Genomic DNA, 17,954 nt, shown 5'->3' with positions numbered 1-17,954 from the left:
GCAGGGACAAGGCCCCACGCCGACCGTCACGTGCACGACCGCCTACTGCTGGCGACCGCTCACTGTTCCGGCCGTTGCTGCCACGGCTGAGGCTCGTCCGGCGGTGGCACGTCACCATCAGCAGGCGGCTTCTGCCCCGCAGAGCTGGACGGGTCGAAGGGGCGTCCGCTGGACTCCCCAGCCTGGGTGGCCTCCGCTGTGGCCTCACTCGCCTGGCCGCGCGCCTCGCGCAGCGCTTCAGCCGGGTCTTGCAGCGAGGTCTCCGGCAGCTCGACGTCCAAACCCTCGATGTGCTCGAACTCCTCGCGACGGCGTTCGCGACGGGTCTGACCGCCGCCACCCTCGGACGGGCTCTCGCCTCCGCCGGCCGGTGCACCACCAGGGCCCTCGGAGCCGCCGCCGAACGCTGAGGTGATCGAACCCAGCGCAGCGGTGAACTCCGCCGGCACCACCCACAGCTTGGAGGAGGAACCGTTGGCGATCTCCGGCAGCATCTGGAGGTACTGGTAGGCCAGCAGCTTCGGGTCGGCATCCCCGCGGTGGATGGCGTCGAACACCTGCAGAATGGCGCGGGACTCACCCTGCGCCTTGAGGATGGCAGCCTGTGCCTGACCTTCGGCCTTGAGGATGGCTGACTGCTTCTCACCCTCGGCAGTCAAGATCGCGGACTGCTTGACACCCTCGGCGGTCAGGATCGCAGCGCGACGGTCGCGCTCGGCGCGCATCTGCTGCTCCATCGCTCCCTGCACGCTCGGCGGCGGGTCGATCGCCTTGAGCTCGACCCGGTTCACCCGGATACCCCAGCGGCCGGTGGCCTCGTCCAGCACCCCGCGGAGCTGGCCGTTGATCTGGTCACGGCTGGTGAGCGTCTGCTCCAGGTCCATCGAACCGATGATGTTACGCAGCGTGGTGACGGTGAGCTGCTCGATCGCCTGGATGTAGTCAGCGATCTCATATGTCGCGGCCTTGGGGTCAGTCACCTGGTAGTAGACGACCGTGTCGATGCTCACGACCAGGTTGTCGGAGGTGATCACCGGCTGCGGCCGGAACGGCACCACGCGCTCACGCAGGTCAACACCGGCGCGGATCCGGTCCACGAACGGGATAAGGAAATGAAGGCCGGCGTACATCGTGGACTGGTAACGCCCCAGCCGCTCGATGATCAGTGCTCCGGCCTGCGGCACGATCCGGATCGCGCGCGCAATGGCGACGATGACGAACAGCGCCACGAGGATGATGATGATGAAGCCGACGACGGCTCCTGCGTCTCCCACGATGACCCCTCTATGTGGTGGTTGGTGGCGGCGCTACGCGTGCAACTCCGCCTCTGTCACGATGTGTGGTTGTGTCTGGATGGCCGTGCACCGGCAACGGGCTGCTGCCGCCACATCAGCCGGCACTAGTAGCCCGGCGCGGGTGGTCCGTAGGGCTGACTCGGATCGACCGGTGTCTCGGGCGCCGTGACATAGGCGGTGGCGCCTTCGATCCGGACCACGACCACGTCCGTCCCAGCTGGCAGCACCGTTCCGCGCTGCTCGTTGCGGGCGGTCCACACCTCGCCCGAAAGCTTGACCCGCCCGGCGCGATCGGTCACGTCTGCCACGACGGTGGCAGTGCGCCCGATCTGTGCGTCGATCCCGGTCTTGGCGTCCGGGGTCGTCGACTTCAACTTGGCGAGCGCCCATGGCCGCACCCCGAACAACAGCAGGACGGCCACGACAGCGGCAACAAGCAGCTGCACCAGGAAGGGGGCACCCAGCAGTCCAGCGACAGCGGCCGCAACAGCGCCACCAGCGAGCATCAGGAACAGCAGATCGACGGTCAGCATCTCCACCACGCCGAGAATCAACGCGGCACCGAGCCACCACAGCCAGCCCAGGTCCATGGGTCTCCTCCCCGTCTCGTTCTGCTCATCCTATCCATGCCGACCCGAAGTGCACGGGTCGACATCCGGCCCCGGGTGGGCAGAACTGCCCAGGATCGAGGGCGAGTCCTAGTGGGCAGCCCTCGCCTCGTGCACACCGGGCTCGCCCGCAAGGGCACGTGCCGCGAAACGGGAACCGTGGCGCTCGACCACCAGATCGAGCCCGAACGTGGCCGACAGGTGCTGCGGCGTCATCACCGACTCCAGCTCTCCAGCCGCCACCACCTGCCCCTCACGCAAGAGAAGGCCGTCGGTGAAGCCAGGCGGGATCTCCTCCACGTGATGGGTCACCAACACCAGCACCGGTGACGTCACATCGGCAGCAAGCTCACCGAGAGCGGCCACCAGTTCCTCGCGGCCGCCCAGGTCCAGCCCGGCACCGGGTTCATCGAGGATCAGCAACTCGGGATCAGTCATCAACGCCCGTGCGATCTGCACCCGCTTGCGTTCACCTTCCGAAAGCGTGCCAAAGAGCCGTTCGGAGAATCCGGCCATCCCGAAAGCGGCAAGTAGGTCACGAGCGCGACCGATATCAAGCTGCTCGTAGGACTCCCGCCACCTGCCGGTCATGCCATACGACGCGGTGAGGACCACGTCGATCACCCGCTCCGATCTCGGGATCCGGTCAGCGAGCGAAGCGCTGGACAAACCGATCCGTGGCCGCAACTCGAAGACGTCAACCTTGCCGAGCTCCTCGCCCAGGACGACGACACGCCCGCCTGTGGGGTGCATCCGCGCTGCGGCCAGGGCCGCGACCGTGGTCTTCCCGGCGCCATTGGGGCCGAGCACGACCCAACGCTCGCCTTCCTCCACCGACCATGTCATCGAGTCGAGGATGGCCTTGTCTCCTCGGCGGACCGTCACATCGTCGAACTGGAGCACATCACCCATGCTGTGAGCCTATCGGTCCGCCCGCCCTCCCTTGAGCACAGCCACTGGCACTCGCCGCCCGCTGGTGTGACACGGGCCCGCACCCTCATCTAGCCTGCCTGCCGTGCCGATCGATCTGCCGCGCAGCGTGCTCGCCGCCCTTTGGGTGGACGAGCTGCGCACCGTCCCCGACCCGGCCGGGTTGCCGGCCGCAGCGGAAACCGCCGTCCGCGCCGTCCAGGGTGAGGACGAGCCACACACCGTGGTCGAACCGGACGGACGCGAGGCTCCCCTCGCGGGGTTGCTGCTCGATCTCAGCGGCTCGACGTCGGTGGTGCACACCGCGCTGCCGGTCCCTGGGGAGATCGGGGTGCCCGCCGCGCTCGCTGACGAGACGAGCGTGGTGGGAGAGGCGATCGTCGCCGTCGGGACCGCTGCGGAGCCTACCGTGGTGGCCCTCCCCCACGTGCTGGAGTTCGGTTCGGCGTGGGAGCCGGGCGCCATGGTGACCTGGCACCTACGTCACGACGCCGGCCGGGTGCCCGTGCCGGACTCGGCCGCGGACGCCCGTCGGAGCCTGACGGAGGCTCTCGAGATCGCGATCGACGCATTGACACGTATGGACGTGGCGCGATGGCGCCCCGAGGCAGCCGAGCAGATCGCTGATCTCGCCTCCGGCGTGGTGCCGAGTGATCTGGCCCGCCGGCTTCCGGAACGGGTGGACCGGCGCCGGCTGGACCTGCTGGTACGCGCGGCCCGGTTGGACGCGATCGTGCGGCTGGCCTCCCAGGACCATGGGGCTGCCGTCAACGCCTGGCAGGTCGATCAGCGAAGTGCCGCCATGCGCCACGTGGCCACGGCCGCACGTCGCGCCATGGTCGCGGCCACGATCAGCGCCCCGGCTCCTCAGCCGCCCAGCACACCGCGATAGACCTCGAGTGTGCGCCCGGCGATGGCGCCCCAGGAGAACAGCTCCTCGGCGCGCCGTCGCCCTGCCTGCCCCATCCTCCGCGCCTGCTCAGTACCGGTGGAGACGTCGGTCAGGGCCCGCGCGAGATCGGCCTCGAACTTCTCCGGATCCAGCGGGGTCCCGGTCCCGTCCTGACGCTGCTCGAGCGCAACCAGCCGCCCGGTCTCACCGTCCACCACGACCTCCGGGATCCCGCCGGTAGCCGAGGCCACCACCGGAACCCCGACCGCCATGGCCTCGAGGTTGACGATCCCGAGCGGTTCGTACACCGAGGGGCACACGAACACCGTCGAAGCGGCGAGGAGCCCGACGACCTCCGCACGCGGCAGCATCTGGTCGATCCAGACCACCCCCGTCCGGGTGCGCTGAAGTTCAGCGACCGCTTCGGTGACCTCCGCGGCGAGCTCGGGGGTGTCAGGCGCACCGGCACAGAGGACCAGTTGGACCTCGGGCGGTAGCTGATGGGCCGCGGCGAGCAGGTGCGGCAGTCCCTTCTGGCGGGTGATACGACCGACGAAGATCACCGCCGGCCTGTCCGGGTCCACCCCGTGCTGACGGGCGATCTGCGCGCTCTCCGCCTCCCCCGGTCGCTGCCAGGCGTTCAGATCGATGCCGTTGTGCACCACCACGACCTTCTCGGGGTCGAGCTGCGGGTAGCAACGCAGGATGTCCGCACGCATCCCGGCGCTGACGGCGATGATGCGGGCGGCTCCCTCGTATGCCGTCCGCTCGGCCCAGCTGGAAAGGGCGTAACCGCCGCCGAGCTGCTCGGCCTTCCAGGGGCGCAACGGTTCAAGGCTGTGCGCCGAGACAACGTGCGGGATGCCGTGCAGGAGACCACCGAGATGACCGCCCATGTTGGCGTACCAGGTGTGGGAGTGGACGAGATCGGCACCGGCGAGGTCGTTGGCCATCTGCAGGTCGACACCGAGGGTGGCTAGCGCCGCATTGGCCCCCGAGAGGGCGGTCGGGACGTCGTATCCGGTCACGGCCTCATCCGTGCGCGGCCCGTCGAAGCACCGCACCCGCACGTCGAGGTGCTGGCGCAGCACCCGTGAGAGCTCGTCGACGTGCACGCCGGCACCGCCGTAAACATGGGGTGGATATTCACGGGTGAGGATGTCGACACGCATCGCTTACTCCTTCGTCCTGGTACCCAGGTGAACTCAAAAAACTGGTGGCGGGTTGGGATGGTGCAAGCCGCCTGATGACTCTAGGGTTCTGAGCATGGCAGCACCACGGGTTCTCGCAATCGTTCTGGCTGGCGGCGAAGGGAAGCGGCTGATGCCGCTGACGCAGGACCGGGCAAAACCCGCGGTTCCCTTTGGCGGGATCTACCGCCTGATCGACTTCGCGCTCTCGAACGTGGTGAACTCCGGCTACCTGAAGATCGTGGTGCTCACGCAGTACAAGTCCCACTCTCTGGACCGGCACATCGCCACAACCTGGCGGATGTCCGCACTGCTGGGCAATTACGTGGCTCCGGTCCCGGCCCAGCAGCGGGTCGGGAAGAACTGGTTCCTCGGCAGCGCCGATGCGATCTACCAGTCGCTGAACCTCATCGACGACGAGAAGCCGGACATCGTGGTGGTGGTCGGGGCCGATCACGTCTACCGCATGGACTTCTCCCAGATGGTCGCCTCGCACATCGAGTCCGGCGCGGATATGACGGTGGCCGGCATCAGGCAACCGAAGTCGCTGGCCGACCAGTTCGGAGTGATCGACGCCGACTCCTCCGACCCCCGCAAGATCGCCGCATTCCTGGAGAAGCCGGCCGATCCACCCGGCCTGGCGGATTCACCCGATGAGGTGCTCGCGTCGATGGGAAACTACGTGATGAACGCCGATGCCCTGGTGGACGCGGTCACCTCAGACGCTGCCCGCGCCGACTCCAAGCACGATATGGGCGGCGACATCGTGCCCCACTTCGTCTCCAAGGGTCAGTGCGGCCTGTACGACTTCATCGACAACGACGTTCCCGGCTCGAAGGATCGTGATCGCGACTACTGGCGCGATGTCGGGACGCTGGACGCCTACTACGAGGCGAACCGAGATCTGATCGCCGTTGAGCCGGTCTTCAACCTCTACAACAATTCCTGGCCGCTGCACACGGGGTACACCGGACTACCACCGGCCAAGTTCGTGCACGCCGTCGAGGATCGGGTGGGGCACGCGACCGACTCCATCATCTCCCCCGGTGTGGTCGTCTCTGGTGGTGAGGTCTCCGGATCCGTTCTCTCCCCTGGCGTCCGGGTGAACTCCTGGTCGCAGGTGACCGACGCCGTCCTGATGGACGGGGTGTCGGTGCACCGGCACGCGACAGTTCGCCGTGCCATCCTCGACAAAGGTGTGATCGTCGAGGCCGGTGCAACCGTCGGCGTGGACCACGAGCAGGATGCCGCACGTGGCTTCACGGTCACCGACGGCGGGATCACTGTCGTCCCGAAGAACGGGCGGGTCGCCACGGACTGAGCCTGCCCTGGCAGGATCTCCCGCATGGGTCACAGCATGGGTGAGGGACGTCGTCGGCTCATCGTGATGGACGTGGATTCCACGTTCATCACCGCAGAACAGATCGACCTGCTCGCCACTCGGGCCGGCACCGGCGAGCAGGTGGCGGCCATCACCGAACGGGCCATGGCCGGCGAGCTGGACTTCGCCGCTTCGTTGACCGAGCGGGTAGCGACTCTGGCCGGCCTCCCGGTGCAGGTGCTCGCCGAAGTCCGTGCCGAGATCTCCCTGAGCCCGGGGGCGGCCGAGCTGGTGACGGCGGCCCAGGCCCGGGACTGGCCGCTCGCACTGGTCTCGGGCGGCTTTCACGAGATCGTCGATCCGATCGCTGATGACGTGGGGATCACCCGGGTGCGCGCGAACCGGCTCCAGGCACGCGAGGGGGTGCTGACCGGCCGCGTCGCGGGACCGATCGTGGACCGTGCCGCGAAGGCGACCTGGTTGCGCGCCTTCGCCGCCGAGGAGGGGATCGACCTGATCGATACGGTCGCGATCGGCGATGGCGCGAACGATCTGGACATGCTGGCGGCCGCTGGTCTGGGGATCGCCTTCCATGCCAAGCCGGTGGTGGCCGCACAGGCGGATCGCGCCATCACCGACGGTGGTCTGGACCAGGTGCTCACCTGGCTGTGACACAGCGCAGGCTCAGCCGCTCTGACGTCCGCTGATCAGCTCTGTCAACACGCACGTGCGGCGGCCGATATCAGGCCACGCAACATTCGGGGTGAGCACGGCGGCCATCGACGTCGAGATACCGGTGCGTACGCGGTGGAGGGCGGCCTCCTGCGAGCCGGGTGCCGCGAGCAGGTGCGCGACGGCGGAGGTCACCGGTTCGTGCCCCACCACCAGGACCGTCGGCGTGTGTTCCGGAACGCCTCGTATCGCGTCCAGGACGTCGCTCAGATCCGCCTCGTAGAGGTCGTCGAGGTAACGCACCTCCACGCCCTCAGTCCGCTCGGCCATACCCCCGGCCACCAGCTGCCATGTCTGCCGGGTGCGCACGGCGACCGAGCACAGCACCAGATCCGGCACGAGGTCGGCGGCCGCCAGGCGCTCGCCCACGAGACGAGCGTGGGCGCGACCGTCCAGGCTCAGGGCACGGTCGACGTCCCGCAGGGCGCCGTGCTCGGCTTGCGCGTGCCGCAGCAGCACCAGGCGCTGGGAGGCGGAGTTCATGCCTTCAGCCTAAGGGCGCAATCGAATCCGTTGGCGCCTTCGAGTCTGGCGCAGCTACGCGGAGCGGGGTTTCCTCCGCAGGAGCGGGGCTCGAATGAGGAAGACTGGGACAGGTGAAGGTTGACCTGAAGAAGCAGATTCCCTCGTACACCGCCCGGCGGGGCACCTTCTCGATCGTCGAGGTCCCGTCGTTGCAGTACCTCATGGTCGACGGCCAGGGCGACCCGAACACCTCACAGGCCTACGCCGACGCTGTGGGATCGCTGTATCCATTCGCGTACACCCTGAAGTTCTTCAGCAAGCGTGAGCTCGACCGGGACTACGTGGTGCCGCCGCTGGAGGCGCTCTGGTGGGCCGAGGACATGGCGGCGTTCACCACCGCCCGGGACAAGTCACGGTGGTCCTGGACGGTGATGATCGTCGTCCCGGACTGGCTCGCAACCGAGCAGGTCGAGGCAGCGCGGGACACGGTACGTCGCAAAGGTGGCGCCCACGCACTGGACCACGTCCGCTTCGAGGCCCTGGACGAGGGGCTCAGTGTGCAGACCTTGCACGTCGGGTCCTACGACGATGAGGCGCCCGTGCTCGCCGCCATGCACACCGAGTTCATCCCCAACCAGGGGCTACGGATGACCGGTCGCCACCATGAGATCTACCTCAACGACCCCCGGCGGGTGCCGGCCGAGCGGTTGCGGACGATCCTGCGCCAGCCGGTGGAGCGGGACTCAGCCTGAACCGGCAGCCGATCCATCCATTCCGTTCGGACGTGCGCGAATTGAAAACGAGGCCCTACAGCCCCATCGCGTGCACGCCACCGTCCACGTGCACGATTTCCGCCGTGGTCGCTGGGAACCAGTCCGAGAGTAGCGCGACGATCGTCCGGGCTGTCGGCTCGGCGTCCGACACGTCCCATCCCAGCGGCGCCCGGTCGGGCCAGCCGCCCTCCATCGCCTCGAAACCGGGAATGGACTTGGCCGCGGTGGTACGCAGGGGCCCGGCGGAGACGAGGTTGACCCGGATGCCCTCCGGGCCGAGGTCACGGGCGAGGTACCGGGCGGTCGCCTCGAAGGCCGCCTTGGCCACGCCCATCCAGTCGTAGACCGGCCAGGCATACTGGGCGTCGAAGGTCAGGCCCACCACGGAGGACCCGCGCGTCAACAAGGGCTGCGCGGCGACGGCGAGCGACTTGAGGGAGAACGCGGAGATCTCCACCGCGGTGGAGACGTCCTTCCATTCCCCGGCGAGGAAGTTGCCACCCATCACCGATTGCGGAGCAAATCCGATCGAGTGGACGACGCCGTCGAGGTGATCGACGTGCTCGCGCACACGATCAGCCAGCGCCGCCAGATCCTCATCGTTGGTGACGTCGAGTTCGACCACGGGTGCAGGCTGCGGGAGCCTGCGCGAGATCGCCTGGGTCAGCTTGAGCTGCCGACCGAACGAGGAGAGCACCACAGTCGCACCCTGCTCCTGCGCCAGGCGCGCCACGGAGAAGGCGATCGAGCTCTCCATGAGCACACCCGTCACCAGCAGCGTCTTCCCGTCCAGCAGTCCCATCGTGTCCCTCTCGTCGTGGCGTGTTCCGGCACCGAGCCTAGCGGCCGCCGGCACCGTCGAGGAATCGCTTGCTCAGTGCCCCATCCCGAGACCGCCGTCCACCGGGATCACTGCCCCACTGACGTATCCAGCATCGGCGAGGAAGGCGACGGCGTCGGCGATCTCGTCCGTCGCACCGAAGCGCCCGGCCGGGATGGAGGCCAGGTACTTCTCCTGGGTGGCCTCGGGCAACTCGGCGGTCATGGCGGTGTCGATGAACCCAGGAGCCACGACGTTGGCGGTGATACCCCGCGCGCCGAGCTCACGGGTGATGGATCGCGCCATCCCCACCAGCCCCGACTTGGTGGCCGCGTAGTTGACCTGCCCCGGTGAGCCGTACAGCCCCACCACCGAGGAGATCATGATGATCCGCCCGGTCCGCTTGCGGATCATTCCCTTGGTCGCCCGGCGCACGCAGCGGAACACCCCGGTGAGGTTGACGTCCACCACGTCGGTGAACTCCTCGTCGGTCATCCGCATCAGCAATGTGTCCTTGGTGATACCTGCGTTAGCCACGAGCACCTCCGTCGGACCCTGGTGCTCCTCGATCGCGGTGAATGCGGCGTCCACGGAGGTGGTGTCCGTCATATCGGCGTGGGCGAAGAACACTCCCTCGGGAAGGTCATCGGAGCGGGCGATCCCCGCCACCCGAAAGCCGTCGGCCACGAACCGCTCGGCGATGGCCCGTCCGATCCCCCGGTTGGCACCCGTGACCACCACGGTCCGGCCCTGCTTCTGCTCTTCGCTCACCGCTTGTTCCTCTCGATCTCGCTGCGTCGCCGGGCCCACGCTAGCGCGTCTGGACAGGTGGAGGCAGATCGGCGACCGGTCACCGTCGCCCGTCTGCCTCGGCGGGAGGCGGGGCGTACCCTGGAGTGGTGTCCGAGGTTCATGCAATTACCGCCGCCGGACGCCCGCAGAGCGAGCAGTCCCACGATCGGATCGTGCGCTACCTGATCACCATGGGCATCCGGACGGGGTGCTTCGTCGCGGCGTTGTTCACCGATGGCTGGGTGCGGTGGGCCTGCATCGCAGCGGCCGGTCTGCTGCCGTTGATCGCCGTGGTACTCGCCAACGCGGGTGTGGAGCGGCGCCATCGACCGGACACCCTGATCGCAACCGTCCCGGCCGAACCGGATCGTCAACTGGCCAACCCCACCCGTGGCGAGGAGCGTCCATGACCGAGCTGATCTGCAGCGCGAAAGGCTGCCGGAGCGCGGCGGACTGGGCACTGCGGTGGAACAATCCCCGCTTGCACACCCCGGACCGGCGCAAGACCTGGCTCGCCTGCGACTCCCACCGCCAGCACCTGGAGCACTTCCTCGGTGCGCGCTCCTTCCTCCGCGAGACGATTCCGGTGGCCGATCTCACCGCCGATGACTGACGCCAGCACCCGCTACGCCTTCCTCCGGTCCCGCCGGTGGGCCGGCATCATGGCGGTCGCGGTCATCGTCAGCCTCACCTGCGCCATGCTGGGCTACTGGCAGCTCACCCGCTACCAGGGCAAGGCGGAGGCAGCCGCGCTCGTGGAGGCAAACTACGACAGCCGACCGGTTGCCCTGACCGAACTGCTCCCGACGGCGCACGCCACCTGGCCTGAGAACCTCACCTGGCGTCAGGTCACCGTGACCGGGGAGTACCTGGTCCCCGCTGTGGTCCTCCCTCAGCGGCCGATCGGTGGCTCGCCCGCAGACCACGTGCTGGCGGCCCTCGCCGTGCAGGTCGAGGATGAGGAGGAACCGTGGTGGCTGCTGGTCGACCGCGGCTGGTACCGCTCCGACGCGTTCGGCGACCACACGGCCGAACAGGAGCTCCCCGAGGGTGAAGTGACGGTGACGATCCACCTGCGGGCTGCCGAACCCCCGAGCGAACGGGACCTCAGCGGCCGCCAGGTCTACGCGATCAACCCCTCGCAGGTCCTGGATGTGGCCGCTCCGGGCGCCGACCTCGCAGGCACGGTGGTCACCGGCGCCTACGGAGTGCTGGTCGAGGAATCCCCGACCACAGCCACACCGCCTGCACCGCTGCCGCGACCGAGCGCCGACCTCGGCAACCACCTCTCCTATGCGTTCCAGTGGTGGGTATTCGCCCTCGGTGCGCTCGTCGGGATCGTGGTCCTGGCCCGCCGCGAGGCGATCGCCTTGGCGGGGCCCGAAGTGGCCGCCGTCGCGCCATCACAGGCCGGGGCAACCGCCAGCTACCCCGGCACGCGACGGCCGCGGCGCCGCACCGAGGCCGACGAGGAGGACGCGATCATCGACGCTCAGCTCGAGGCCGCGCGACGCGCACGTGTCGAGGTCGAGCCGGGTCGCACCGGCGACGATCAGGCGAGTGAGACCAGCTCAAGGTAGTTGGAGTTCCAGAGGTCCTCGTCACCATCGGGAAGCAGTAGCACGCGCTCCGGCTCGAGAGCCTGGACGGCTCCCTCGTCGTGCGTGACCAGCACCACGGCTCCGGTGAAGCTGCGCAACGCGGCGAGAATCTCCTCGCGGCTGGCCGGGTCGAGGTTGTTGGTCGGCTCATCCAGCAACAGCACATTCGCCTGAGACACGACCAGCACAGCGAGGGCCAACCGGGTCTTCTCGCCGCCGGAGAGTACCTTCGCCGGCTTCTCCGCGTCGTCCCCGGAGAACAGGAATGACCCGAGCACGCTGCGCACCTGGGTGTCGGTGAGATCCGGTGCGGCTGTACGCAGGTTCTCCACCACGGTGCGTTCGGTGTCGAGGGTCTCATGCTCCTGGGCGTAGTAGCCCACCTTCAGGCCGTGCCCGGGGAGCACCTCACCGGTGTCGGAGGGTTCGGTCCCGGCGAGCAGCCGCAGCAGGGTGGTCTTCCCGGCACCGTTGAGGCCCAGAACGACGACCTTCGAGCCGCGGTCGATCGCCAGATCGACGTCGGTGAACACCTCGAGGGATCCGTAGGACTTCGACAGTCCCTGGGCTCGCAATGGCGTCTTCCCGCATGGTGCCGGGTCGGGGAACCTGAGCTTGGCGACCTTGTCAGCAGCGCGCACCTCGTCCAGGCCGGCGAGCATCCGTTCCGCGCGGCGTGCCATGTTCTGAGCGGCGACCGCCTTGGTTGCCTTGGCGCGCATCTTGTCGGCCTGCGCCATCAGCGCCGATGCCTTCTTCTCGGCATTGGCTCGTTCGCGCTTGCGCCGACGTTCATCGGTCTCACGCTGTTCGAGATAGGCGTGCCAGCGCAGGTTGTAGATGTCGAGCTCGGACCGGTTGGCGTCCAGGTGGAAGACCTTGTTGACCGTGGCCTCGAGCAGCCCGGTGTCGTGGCTGATGACGACGAAACCGCCGGGGTAGGTGGCCAGGTACTCCCGCAGCCAGACGATCGAGTCGGCGTCGAGGTGGTTGGTCGGTTCGTCGAGCAGCAGCGTCTCGGAGTCGGAGAAGAGGATACGGGCGAGCTCGACGCGGCGGCGCTGCCCCCCGGAGAGGGTGCGCAACGGCTGGGCGAGCACCTTCGGTGGCAGGCCGAGGTTGGAGGTGATGCGGGCAGCCTCGCTTTCGGCCGCCCATCCTCCCTGCGCCTCGAACTCGGCATCGAGCCGGGTGTACCGGGTCATGGCCCGTTCGCGGACGGCGTCGTTCTCGCTGGCCATCTCGTCTTCGGCCTTGCGCACCCGCCGGAGCAGCTCGTGCAGGTTCCGGGCGGAGAGCACGCGGTCCATGGCCAGCTGGTCAAGGTCGCCGGTCCGTGGGTCCTGCGGCAGATAGCCGACCGTCCCGGTGCGGGTGATGGTGCCTTCGGTCGGCTCGCCTTCACCAGCGAGCGTCTTGGTGAGAGTGGTCTTGCCGGCACCGTTGCGTCCGACGAGACCGATCCGGTCACCGGAGTCGATCCGAAAGCTGGAGGCACTGAGCAATTGCCGAGCCCCGATTCTGAGCCCGACACCCTGCGCGATAATCACTGGCCCGACTGTACCGCCCGTCGCGACTCAAGAAGAATCAATACTCCGACCGCGGCACACCCCAGCAGCGCCAAACCGACCGGCCCGGCGACGGGTGCATGCGGAGCGATCAGCTGGCCCACACCTGATTCAGCACCGCCCGCACCCTCCTGCCACGGCCAGAGCGCACGCAGGGAGCCGATCATCAGGCCGATCATGGCGAGCAGGGTGAGACGGCGGTGGGTGTGGAGCAGCCATCGCAGGACCTGCACAAACGTCGCCAGCCCGACCGCGGCACCGGCCGCGAACACGCCGATGTAGCCGAGGTCACGGTCGTGAACAGCGCCCAAGGTCGTCGAGTACAGACCGATCGCCAACAGGAAGAAGGACCCGGAGACCCCCGGTACCACGAGCGCGCAGATCGCCACCGCCGCAGCAAGGAACACCACGATCATCGACGGGTTCGACTGCGTCTGCCCGCCCGCGAACCCGATCATCACGAACGCGACGACGGCGGCCACCACCACCACGAGCACATCCCGCACGCGGCGCGCCCCAGCGGGCGGCAGCATCCGCATCGGCACCAGGATGCTCGTGGCCACCAGGCCGAAGAACAGTCCCCGGGCGTGCTCCGGGTGGGACGTAACGAACGCTTCCATCGTTCCTGCGGCCATCAGCACCGCGGCAGCCATACCGAGGAGTACCGGTAACACCAGCCACCAGTCAGTGCGCCGCAACTCTAGGGTGAAGGCACGACGATCGGGGCCGACGACCACACGCCGGCCTGCGGCGAGCACGTGAGCGGCTGCATCGATCAGCCGGTCATACACACCAGTGACAAGCGCCACCGTGCCACCGGAGACACCCGGCACGAGTTCGGCGGACCCGATCAGGAATCCTCTAGCAAGATTCAGCAGTGTTGCCCAGGGACGACGGCGGGCGGGAACCGCGGGGGTCTCGGAGGTCACCGCACAGACGCTACCGTGAGACCGTGGCCGCAAGCCCCCACCATCACACCCTGGAGGAACGCAACCGTGAGCGTCACCTTCCGACCCTGGCGCGAAGGCGACGAAGTCGCCGCCGCGACAGCATTCGGCGCACCGGACACTCCGCAGGCGAATCTGGACCGTCCCCTGCTCGGACCGGATGCAGAGGACCCCTGGCGTCGTTGCCTGGTAGCCGAGATCGATGGTCAGGTCATCGGCGCCGCGGCGGTCAGTGAGGCGCGCCTGCATCCGGACCGGCTGTGGGTCTACGTGGAGGTCGCCTCCGACCACCGGCGCCGCGGGATCGGCTCGGAACTGGTGCAGCGCCTACGCGAAGTCGCGTCGCCGTCGGGAGTGGGCGCCATCCGGGCGCGGTACACGGCTGGGAATACGGCTGCTGAGGGGTTCGCGGCCGCGCTGGGGCTCACGCAGGTCCACCGCAGCCGGCAGGTGATGGTGCAGCCGGGAGCTCTTGACGTCCCGGTCTTCGGTCCCACCGGCCCCGCGCTGGAGGATCTTGCGACCGGGTCGGTGGAGTTGACGAAGCTGGTCGTGGCGTTCTATGACGCCACGCACGCTTCCTGGGACCGCTCGGAGATGACGCTCGGGCGTGCCCAGGATCTGTTGCTCGCACCGCAGACCGGGGCGAGGGGTGCCATCGTTCTGCGGGATCGAGCGAAGTCGAGCGGCGGCACGATCCTCGCGTTCGCGGTTTCCTACGACCCGCCGGTGCTGGACCCTGACGATCCCGGCACTGTTCCGGCCGTTCCCACCTCGGACGAGGCACCCACGCAGGTTCTGCTCGGCTATGACACCGGGCTCGCGGAGGAGCGCTCCCGGGCAGCGGTGCGCCAGGTGCTGGCGATGCTCGCCGCCCGGTACCCGGTGCAGGTCGAGGTGGACGACGCGATGACCCCACTGGCCGCCGTGATCGACGATCTACTCGTCATCGGCTCGGCCACGATCGTCACCGAGACCCGGTTCGTCGCCTCCGACTGAACGCTCGGGGACTGAACGCTCGGCTGGGTCGCTTCAGACGTTGAAGCCCAATGCCCGCAACTGCTCACGGCCGTCGTCGGTGATCTTCTCCGGGCCCCACGGCGGCATCCACACCCAGTTGATGCGCTGCCCGGCCACGAGACCTTCCAGGGACTGGGCGGCCTGGTCCTCGATCACATCGGTCAGCGGGCAGGCCGCGGACGTCAGGGTCATGTCAATCACGGCGTGGTTGTTCTGATCCACCGTCACCCCGTAGACGAGACCGAGGTCGACGACGTTGATCCCCAGCTCAGGGTCGATCACGTCGCGCAAGGCCTCCTCCACGTCTGCGGCGGTGGGTGCCGCGGCGGAGGTCGCGGGAGTCGGTGTCTGGGGGGTCTCCGCGCTTTCGGACGGCGTCTCTGTCTGGGTGTCGGTCATCGGGTCTTCCTCACCTCTCCCCCGCCTGTGGCGGGGCGGTCACAGCCTGTGCGAGCGCATCTCGCAGGGCCATCCAGCCCAGCAGCGCACACTTGATTCGCGCCGGGTAGCGCGCTACCCCGACAAACGCCGCGGCGTCGCCGAGTATTTCCTCACGGTCGTCCTCCAGTGGCTGACCACGGTTGTTCATCAGCGCCCGGAAGGTCTCGGTCACCCGGTCCACCGTGGCCACATCGGCGCCGGCCACCAGATCGGTCAGCACCGAGACCGAGGCCTGGGAGATCGAGCACCCGGTCCCGTCCCAGGTCACGCGATCAATGATCGGCGCTGCGGCGCCTTCCCGGAGGTGCACCCGGAGCCGTACCTCATCCCCACAGGTTGGATTCACCTGGAAGGACTCTGCCGACGGCGGTGGGGCGTCCGGGCCGCCACTGCCTGCGCCGTGCCGCTCCCGGGAGTGGTCCAGGATCACCTGCTGGTAGAGCTGCTCCATCGAGCCGGTCATCACCACTCACCTCCCCACGAAGAAGTCTCGCACCCGGCCGAGCGCATCGCAGAACGTGTCGAGGTCGCCGGTCGTGGTGTGCACCCCCACCGAGGCACGTGCTGACGATGGCGCCCCGAGCCGGCGATGCAACGGCTGCGCACAGTGGTGCCCCACCCGCACCGCCACACCGGCGTCATCGAGCAGCTGGCCCACATCGTGTGGGTGCACCCCCTCCACGGTGAATGCCACCACGCCCACGCGCTCGACCGGATCGGTCGGACCCAGCACCTGCACGCCGTCGACCTGCGCGATCCCGGAGAGCAGGTGGGCGGTCAACTCGGCCTCGTGGGCAGCCACCGCATCCATCCCCAGCTCGGAGAGGTAGTCGGCCGCGGCGTGCAGCCCGACGGTCTGGGCCACCATCTGGGTGCCGGCCTCGAACCGCTGCGGTGGTGCCGCGAAGGTGGTCTCGGTCATGGTCACCACCTCCACCATCGAGCCGCCGGTCCCGAACGGCGGGAGGGCTTCCAGCAGCTCGCGGCGACCGTAGAGTGCCCCGATCCCGGTCGGTCCGAGCATCTTGTGCCCGGAGAACACCGCGAAGTCCACGCCCAACCCATGGAGGTCCACCGGCAGGTGCGGAACACTCTGGCAGGCATCGAGCACCACCAGGGCACCGTACGCGCGGGCGGCTGCCACGATGTCCCGGACCGGGCTGATCGCTCCCGTCACATTCGAGACGTGAGTGAACGCGACCACGCGGGTGCGCTCAGTGATCACGTCGAGCGTGTCGAGGTCGATCCGGCCCTCATCGGTCACCCCGAGCCAGCGCAAGGTGGCACCGGTGCGGGCGCACAGCTCCTGCCACGGCACCAGATTGGCGTGGTGCTCGGCCTCTGTCACCACGATCTCGTCACCAGGACCGAGCCGGTACCGCTCTGCCGCGGCCTGACCACGCCCCAGGGAGGCGTTGGAGAACGCGTACGCGAGCAGGTTGATGCCCTCGGTGGCGTTCTTGGTCCAGACGATCTCGTCGGTGTCGGCGCCTACCAGGGTCGCGACGGCGGCACGCGCCTGCTCATAGGCCTCAGTGGCCTCCTCGGCGAGGGCGTGCGCACCGCGGTGCACAGCGGCGTTGCGTCGCAGGTAGAAGTCCTGCTCGGCGTCAATCACGCACTCAGGCTTCTGGCTGGTGGCCGCCGAGTCGAGGTAGATCAGCGGTTTGCCGTCGCGCACGGTGCGGGTGAGCAGCGGGAAGTCGGCCCTGACGGCGGCCAGCTCGGTCGCCGTCAGGGCACGATGAGTCTGGCCAGCCAGACCGGCCGGACTCTCCCGCTGCTCGAGACTCATATCGCTCAGGCCGGGGCGAGGAAGCGGTCGTAGCCCTCGGCTTCGAGCCGCTCGGCGAGCTCGGGGCCACCCTGCTCCGCCACCTGCCCGTTGACGAAGACGTGCACGTAGTCGGGGGTGATGTAGCGCAGGATCCGGGTGTAGTGGGTGATGAGGAGCACACCGACGTCGGTGTTGTCCTTGACGCGGTTGACGCCCTCGGAGACGACGCGCAGTGCGTCGACGTCCAGGCCGGAGTCGGTCTCGTCCAGCACCGCGAACTTGGGCTGCAGCAGCTCCATCTGGAGGATCTCGTGGCGCTTCTTCTCACCACCGGAGAAGCCTTCGTTGACGTTGCGCTCGGCGAACGTGGGATCCATCCGCAGGTTCTCCATCGTGCCGCGCACGTCGGAGACCCACTGGCGCAGGGCCGGCGCCTTACCGTCGATCGCGGTCTTGGCGGTGCGGAGGAAGTTCGACACGGTCACGCCGGGCACCTCGACGGGGTACTGCATGGCGAGGAACATCCCGGCGCGGGCGCGCTCGTCCACGCTCATCTCGAGCAGGTTATCGCCGTCGAGCAGCACCTCACCGCTGGTCACCGCGTACTTCGGGTGGCCGGCGATGGCGTACGCCAGAGTGGACTTGCCGGAACCGTTCGGGCCCATCAGCGCGTGGGTCTCACCGCTCTTGACGGTCAGGTCCACACCACGCAGGATCTTCTTCGGGCCGTCGGGGGTCTCGACGTCGACGTGCAGGTCACGGATCTCAAGGGTCGACATTTC

21 protein-coding genes are annotated in these 17,954 nt (G+C 68.3%); 8 read left to right on the top strand and 13 right to left on the bottom strand.

Annotation, left to right across the window (positions count from 1 at the left end; all coding sequences use genetic code 11):
• Positions 1 to 59 precede the first annotated feature (59 nt).
• The 3 genes from IM660_RS08505 to IM660_RS08495 form a co-directional block, all read right to left on the bottom strand.
• The gene (locus IM660_RS08505) at positions 60 to 1,274 is read right to left on the bottom strand and encodes an SPFH domain-containing protein (protein ID WP_193498894.1); all 1,215 of its coding nucleotides are present in this window, start codon (positions 1,272 to 1,274) and stop codon (positions 60 to 62) included.
• A 125-nt stretch (positions 1,275 to 1,399) separates the two neighbouring features.
• Positions 1,400 to 1,885, bottom strand: coding sequence for an NfeD family protein (locus IM660_RS08500; protein WP_193498893.1), 486 nt, complete (start codon positions 1,883 to 1,885; stop codon positions 1,400 to 1,402).
• Between the two features lie 108 nt (positions 1,886 to 1,993).
• Positions 1,994 to 2,815 carry an ABC transporter ATP-binding protein gene (locus tag IM660_RS08495; protein WP_193498892.1) on the bottom strand — a complete coding sequence of 274 codons (822 nt, stop codon included), beginning with the start codon at positions 2,813 to 2,815 and terminating at the stop codon, positions 1,994 to 1,996.
• Positions 2,816 to 2,918: 103 nt separating this feature from the next.
• On the opposite strand from IM660_RS08495, the gene IM660_RS08490 reads away from it, so the two are divergent.
• Positions 2,919 to 3,725: a hypothetical protein gene (locus IM660_RS08490; protein ID WP_193498891.1), complete on the top strand. Its 807-nt coding sequence runs from the start codon at positions 2,919 to 2,921 to the stop codon at positions 3,723 to 3,725.
• Here the strand turns inward: IM660_RS08490 and glgA are convergent.
• Positions 3,701 to 4,897 carry a glycogen synthase gene (glgA, locus tag IM660_RS08485; RefSeq protein ID WP_193498890.1) on the bottom strand — a complete coding sequence of 399 codons (1,197 nt, stop codon included), beginning with the start codon at positions 4,895 to 4,897 and terminating at the stop codon, positions 3,701 to 3,703. The two genes, IM660_RS08490 and glgA, sit on opposite strands and share 25 nt — an antisense overlap.
• A gap of 94 nt (positions 4,898 to 4,991) precedes the next feature.
• Here glgA and glgC point away from each other — a divergent pair, with 94 nt between their 5' ends.
• Positions 4,992 to 6,236 carry a glucose-1-phosphate adenylyltransferase gene (gene glgC, locus IM660_RS08480; protein WP_193498889.1) on the top strand — a complete coding sequence of 415 codons (1,245 nt, stop codon included), beginning with the start codon at positions 4,992 to 4,994 and terminating at the stop codon, positions 6,234 to 6,236.
• Between the two features lie 24 nt (positions 6,237 to 6,260).
• Entirely contained in the window at positions 6,261 to 6,908 is a 648-nt protein-coding gene (gene serB / locus IM660_RS08475; RefSeq protein ID WP_193498888.1) for a phosphoserine phosphatase SerB, read from the top strand.
• Between the two features lie 12 nt (positions 6,909 to 6,920).
• Here serB and IM660_RS08470 read toward each other — a convergent pair whose 3' ends face one another.
• Complete coding sequence (locus tag IM660_RS08470) at positions 6,921 to 7,451, bottom strand: SixA phosphatase family protein (protein WP_193498887.1); 531 nt, start codon at positions 7,449 to 7,451, stop codon at positions 6,921 to 6,923.
• Between the two features lie 113 nt (positions 7,452 to 7,564).
• On the opposite strand from IM660_RS08470, the gene IM660_RS08465 reads away from it, so the two are divergent.
• Positions 7,565 to 8,185: a GyrI-like domain-containing protein gene (locus tag IM660_RS08465; RefSeq protein ID WP_193498886.1), complete on the top strand. Its 621-nt coding sequence runs from the start codon at positions 7,565 to 7,567 to the stop codon at positions 8,183 to 8,185.
• 55 nt (positions 8,186 to 8,240) lie between these two features.
• Here IM660_RS08465 and fabI read toward each other — a convergent pair whose 3' ends face one another.
• Both fabI and fabG read right to left on the bottom strand, forming a co-directional pair.
• On the bottom strand, positions 8,241 to 9,008 hold the full coding sequence (fabI, locus tag IM660_RS08460) for an enoyl-ACP reductase FabI (protein ID WP_193498885.1): 768 nt from the start codon (positions 9,006 to 9,008) through the stop codon (positions 8,241 to 8,243).
• Between the two features lie 72 nt (positions 9,009 to 9,080).
• Positions 9,081 to 9,797, bottom strand: coding sequence for a 3-oxoacyl-ACP reductase FabG (gene fabG / locus IM660_RS08455; RefSeq protein WP_193498884.1), 717 nt, complete (start codon positions 9,795 to 9,797; stop codon positions 9,081 to 9,083).
• A gap of 128 nt (positions 9,798 to 9,925) precedes the next feature.
• Here fabG and IM660_RS08450 point away from each other — a divergent pair, with 128 nt between their 5' ends.
• The 3 genes from IM660_RS08450 to IM660_RS08440 are packed head-to-tail and all read left to right on the top strand — an operon-like array spanning position 9,926 to position 11,398.
• On the top strand, positions 9,926 to 10,228 hold the full coding sequence (locus IM660_RS08450) for a DUF3099 domain-containing protein (protein ID WP_246465220.1): 303 nt from the start codon (positions 9,926 to 9,928) through the stop codon (positions 10,226 to 10,228).
• On the top strand, positions 10,225 to 10,431 hold the full coding sequence (locus IM660_RS08445) for a hypothetical protein (protein WP_193498882.1): 207 nt from the start codon (positions 10,225 to 10,227) through the stop codon (positions 10,429 to 10,431). The genes IM660_RS08450 and IM660_RS08445 overlap by 4 nt, the downstream gene beginning before the upstream one ends.
• Positions 10,424 to 11,398 carry an SURF1 family protein gene (locus IM660_RS08440; protein WP_193498881.1) on the top strand — a complete coding sequence of 325 codons (975 nt, stop codon included), beginning with the start codon at positions 10,424 to 10,426 and terminating at the stop codon, positions 11,396 to 11,398. Before IM660_RS08445 ends, IM660_RS08440 begins: the two co-directional genes overlap by 8 nt.
• On the opposite strand, the gene IM660_RS08435 is transcribed toward IM660_RS08440, so the two are convergent.
• On the bottom strand, positions 11,371 to 12,969 hold the full coding sequence (locus IM660_RS08435) for an ABC-F family ATP-binding cassette domain-containing protein (protein WP_193498880.1): 1,599 nt from the start codon (positions 12,967 to 12,969) through the stop codon (positions 11,371 to 11,373). The genes IM660_RS08440 and IM660_RS08435 overlap by 28 nt on opposite strands.
• A complete protein-coding gene (locus tag IM660_RS08430; protein WP_193498879.1) occupies positions 12,966 to 13,916 on the bottom strand; it encodes a DUF368 domain-containing protein in 951 nt (316 codons plus the stop codon). Before IM660_RS08430 ends, IM660_RS08435 begins: the two co-directional genes overlap by 4 nt.
• Before the next feature lie 66 nt (positions 13,917 to 13,982).
• Here IM660_RS08430 and IM660_RS08425 point away from each other — a divergent pair, with 66 nt between their 5' ends.
• A complete protein-coding gene (locus tag IM660_RS08425) occupies positions 13,983 to 14,933 on the top strand; it encodes a GNAT family N-acetyltransferase (protein WP_193498878.1) in 951 nt (316 codons plus the stop codon).
• 33 nt (positions 14,934 to 14,966) lie between these two features.
• On the opposite strand, the gene IM660_RS08420 is transcribed toward IM660_RS08425, so the two are convergent.
• From IM660_RS08420 to sufC, 4 genes are read right to left on the bottom strand one after another with little or no spacing between them, the layout of a single operon-like run.
• Positions 14,967 to 15,353: a metal-sulfur cluster assembly factor gene (locus IM660_RS08420; protein ID WP_193498877.1), complete on the bottom strand. Its 387-nt coding sequence runs from the start codon at positions 15,351 to 15,353 to the stop codon at positions 14,967 to 14,969.
• A gap of 10 nt (positions 15,354 to 15,363) precedes the next feature.
• Positions 15,364 to 15,858 carry a Fe-S cluster assembly sulfur transfer protein SufU gene (gene sufU / locus IM660_RS08415; protein ID WP_193498876.1) on the bottom strand — a complete coding sequence of 165 codons (495 nt, stop codon included), beginning with the start codon at positions 15,856 to 15,858 and terminating at the stop codon, positions 15,364 to 15,366.
• Between the two features lie 6 nt (positions 15,859 to 15,864).
• Positions 15,865 to 17,190, bottom strand: coding sequence for a cysteine desulfurase (locus IM660_RS08410; RefSeq protein WP_193498875.1), 1,326 nt, complete (start codon positions 17,188 to 17,190; stop codon positions 15,865 to 15,867).
• A 5-nt stretch (positions 17,191 to 17,195) separates the two neighbouring features.
• Positions 17,196 to 17,951: a Fe-S cluster assembly ATPase SufC gene (sufC, locus tag IM660_RS08405; RefSeq protein WP_193498874.1), complete on the bottom strand. Its 756-nt coding sequence runs from the start codon at positions 17,949 to 17,951 to the stop codon at positions 17,196 to 17,198.
• Positions 17,952 to 17,954: the final 3 nt, after the last annotated feature.

The sequence above is a fragment of the Ruania alkalisoli genome (genome assembly GCF_014960965.1).
In the GTDB taxonomy this organism is placed as follows: Bacteria; Actinomycetota; Actinomycetes; order Actinomycetales; family Beutenbergiaceae; genus Ruania; species Ruania alkalisoli.
Note: the sequence above shows the minus strand (reverse complement) of the source record. Positions and strands in the feature narration are given on the sequence as shown.

Bases quoted from the DNA above. Each gene is read 5' to 3' on its own strand.
- IM660_RS08500 (WP_193498893.1), bottom strand. From the start codon at position 1,885: ATGGACCTGGGCTGGCTGTGGTGGCTCGGTGCCGCGTTGATTCTCGGC.
- IM660_RS08495 (WP_193498892.1), bottom strand. From the start codon at position 2,815: ATGGGTGATGTGCTCCAGTTCGACGATGTGACGGTCCGCCGAGGAGAC.
- glgA (WP_193498890.1), bottom strand. From the start codon at position 4,897: ATGCGTGTCGACATCCTCACCCGTGAATATCCACCCCATGTTTACGGC.
- glgC (WP_193498889.1), top strand. From the start codon at position 4,992: ATGGCAGCACCACGGGTTCTCGCAATCGTTCTGGCTGGCGGCGAAGGG.
- serB (WP_193498888.1), top strand. From the start codon at position 6,261: ATGGGTCACAGCATGGGTGAGGGACGTCGTCGGCTCATCGTGATGGAC.
- IM660_RS08470 (WP_193498887.1), bottom strand. From the start codon at position 7,451: ATGAACTCCGCCTCCCAGCGCCTGGTGCTGCTGCGGCACGCGCAAGCC.
- fabI (WP_193498885.1), bottom strand. From the start codon at position 9,008: ATGGGACTGCTGGACGGGAAGACGCTGCTGGTGACGGGTGTGCTCATG.
- IM660_RS08445 (WP_193498882.1), top strand. From the start codon at position 10,225: ATGACCGAGCTGATCTGCAGCGCGAAAGGCTGCCGGAGCGCGGCGGAC.
- IM660_RS08440 (WP_193498881.1), top strand. From the start codon at position 10,424: ATGACTGACGCCAGCACCCGCTACGCCTTCCTCCGGTCCCGCCGGTGG.
- IM660_RS08420 (WP_193498877.1), bottom strand. From the start codon at position 15,353: ATGACCGACACCCAGACAGAGACGCCGTCCGAAAGCGCGGAGACCCCC.
- sufU (WP_193498876.1), bottom strand. From the start codon at position 15,858: ATGACCGGCTCGATGGAGCAGCTCTACCAGCAGGTGATCCTGGACCAC.
- IM660_RS08410 (WP_193498875.1), bottom strand. From the start codon at position 17,190: ATGAGTCTCGAGCAGCGGGAGAGTCCGGCCGGTCTGGCTGGCCAGACT.
- sufC (WP_193498874.1), bottom strand. From the start codon at position 17,951: ATGTCGACCCTTGAGATCCGTGACCTGCACGTCGACGTCGAGACCCCC.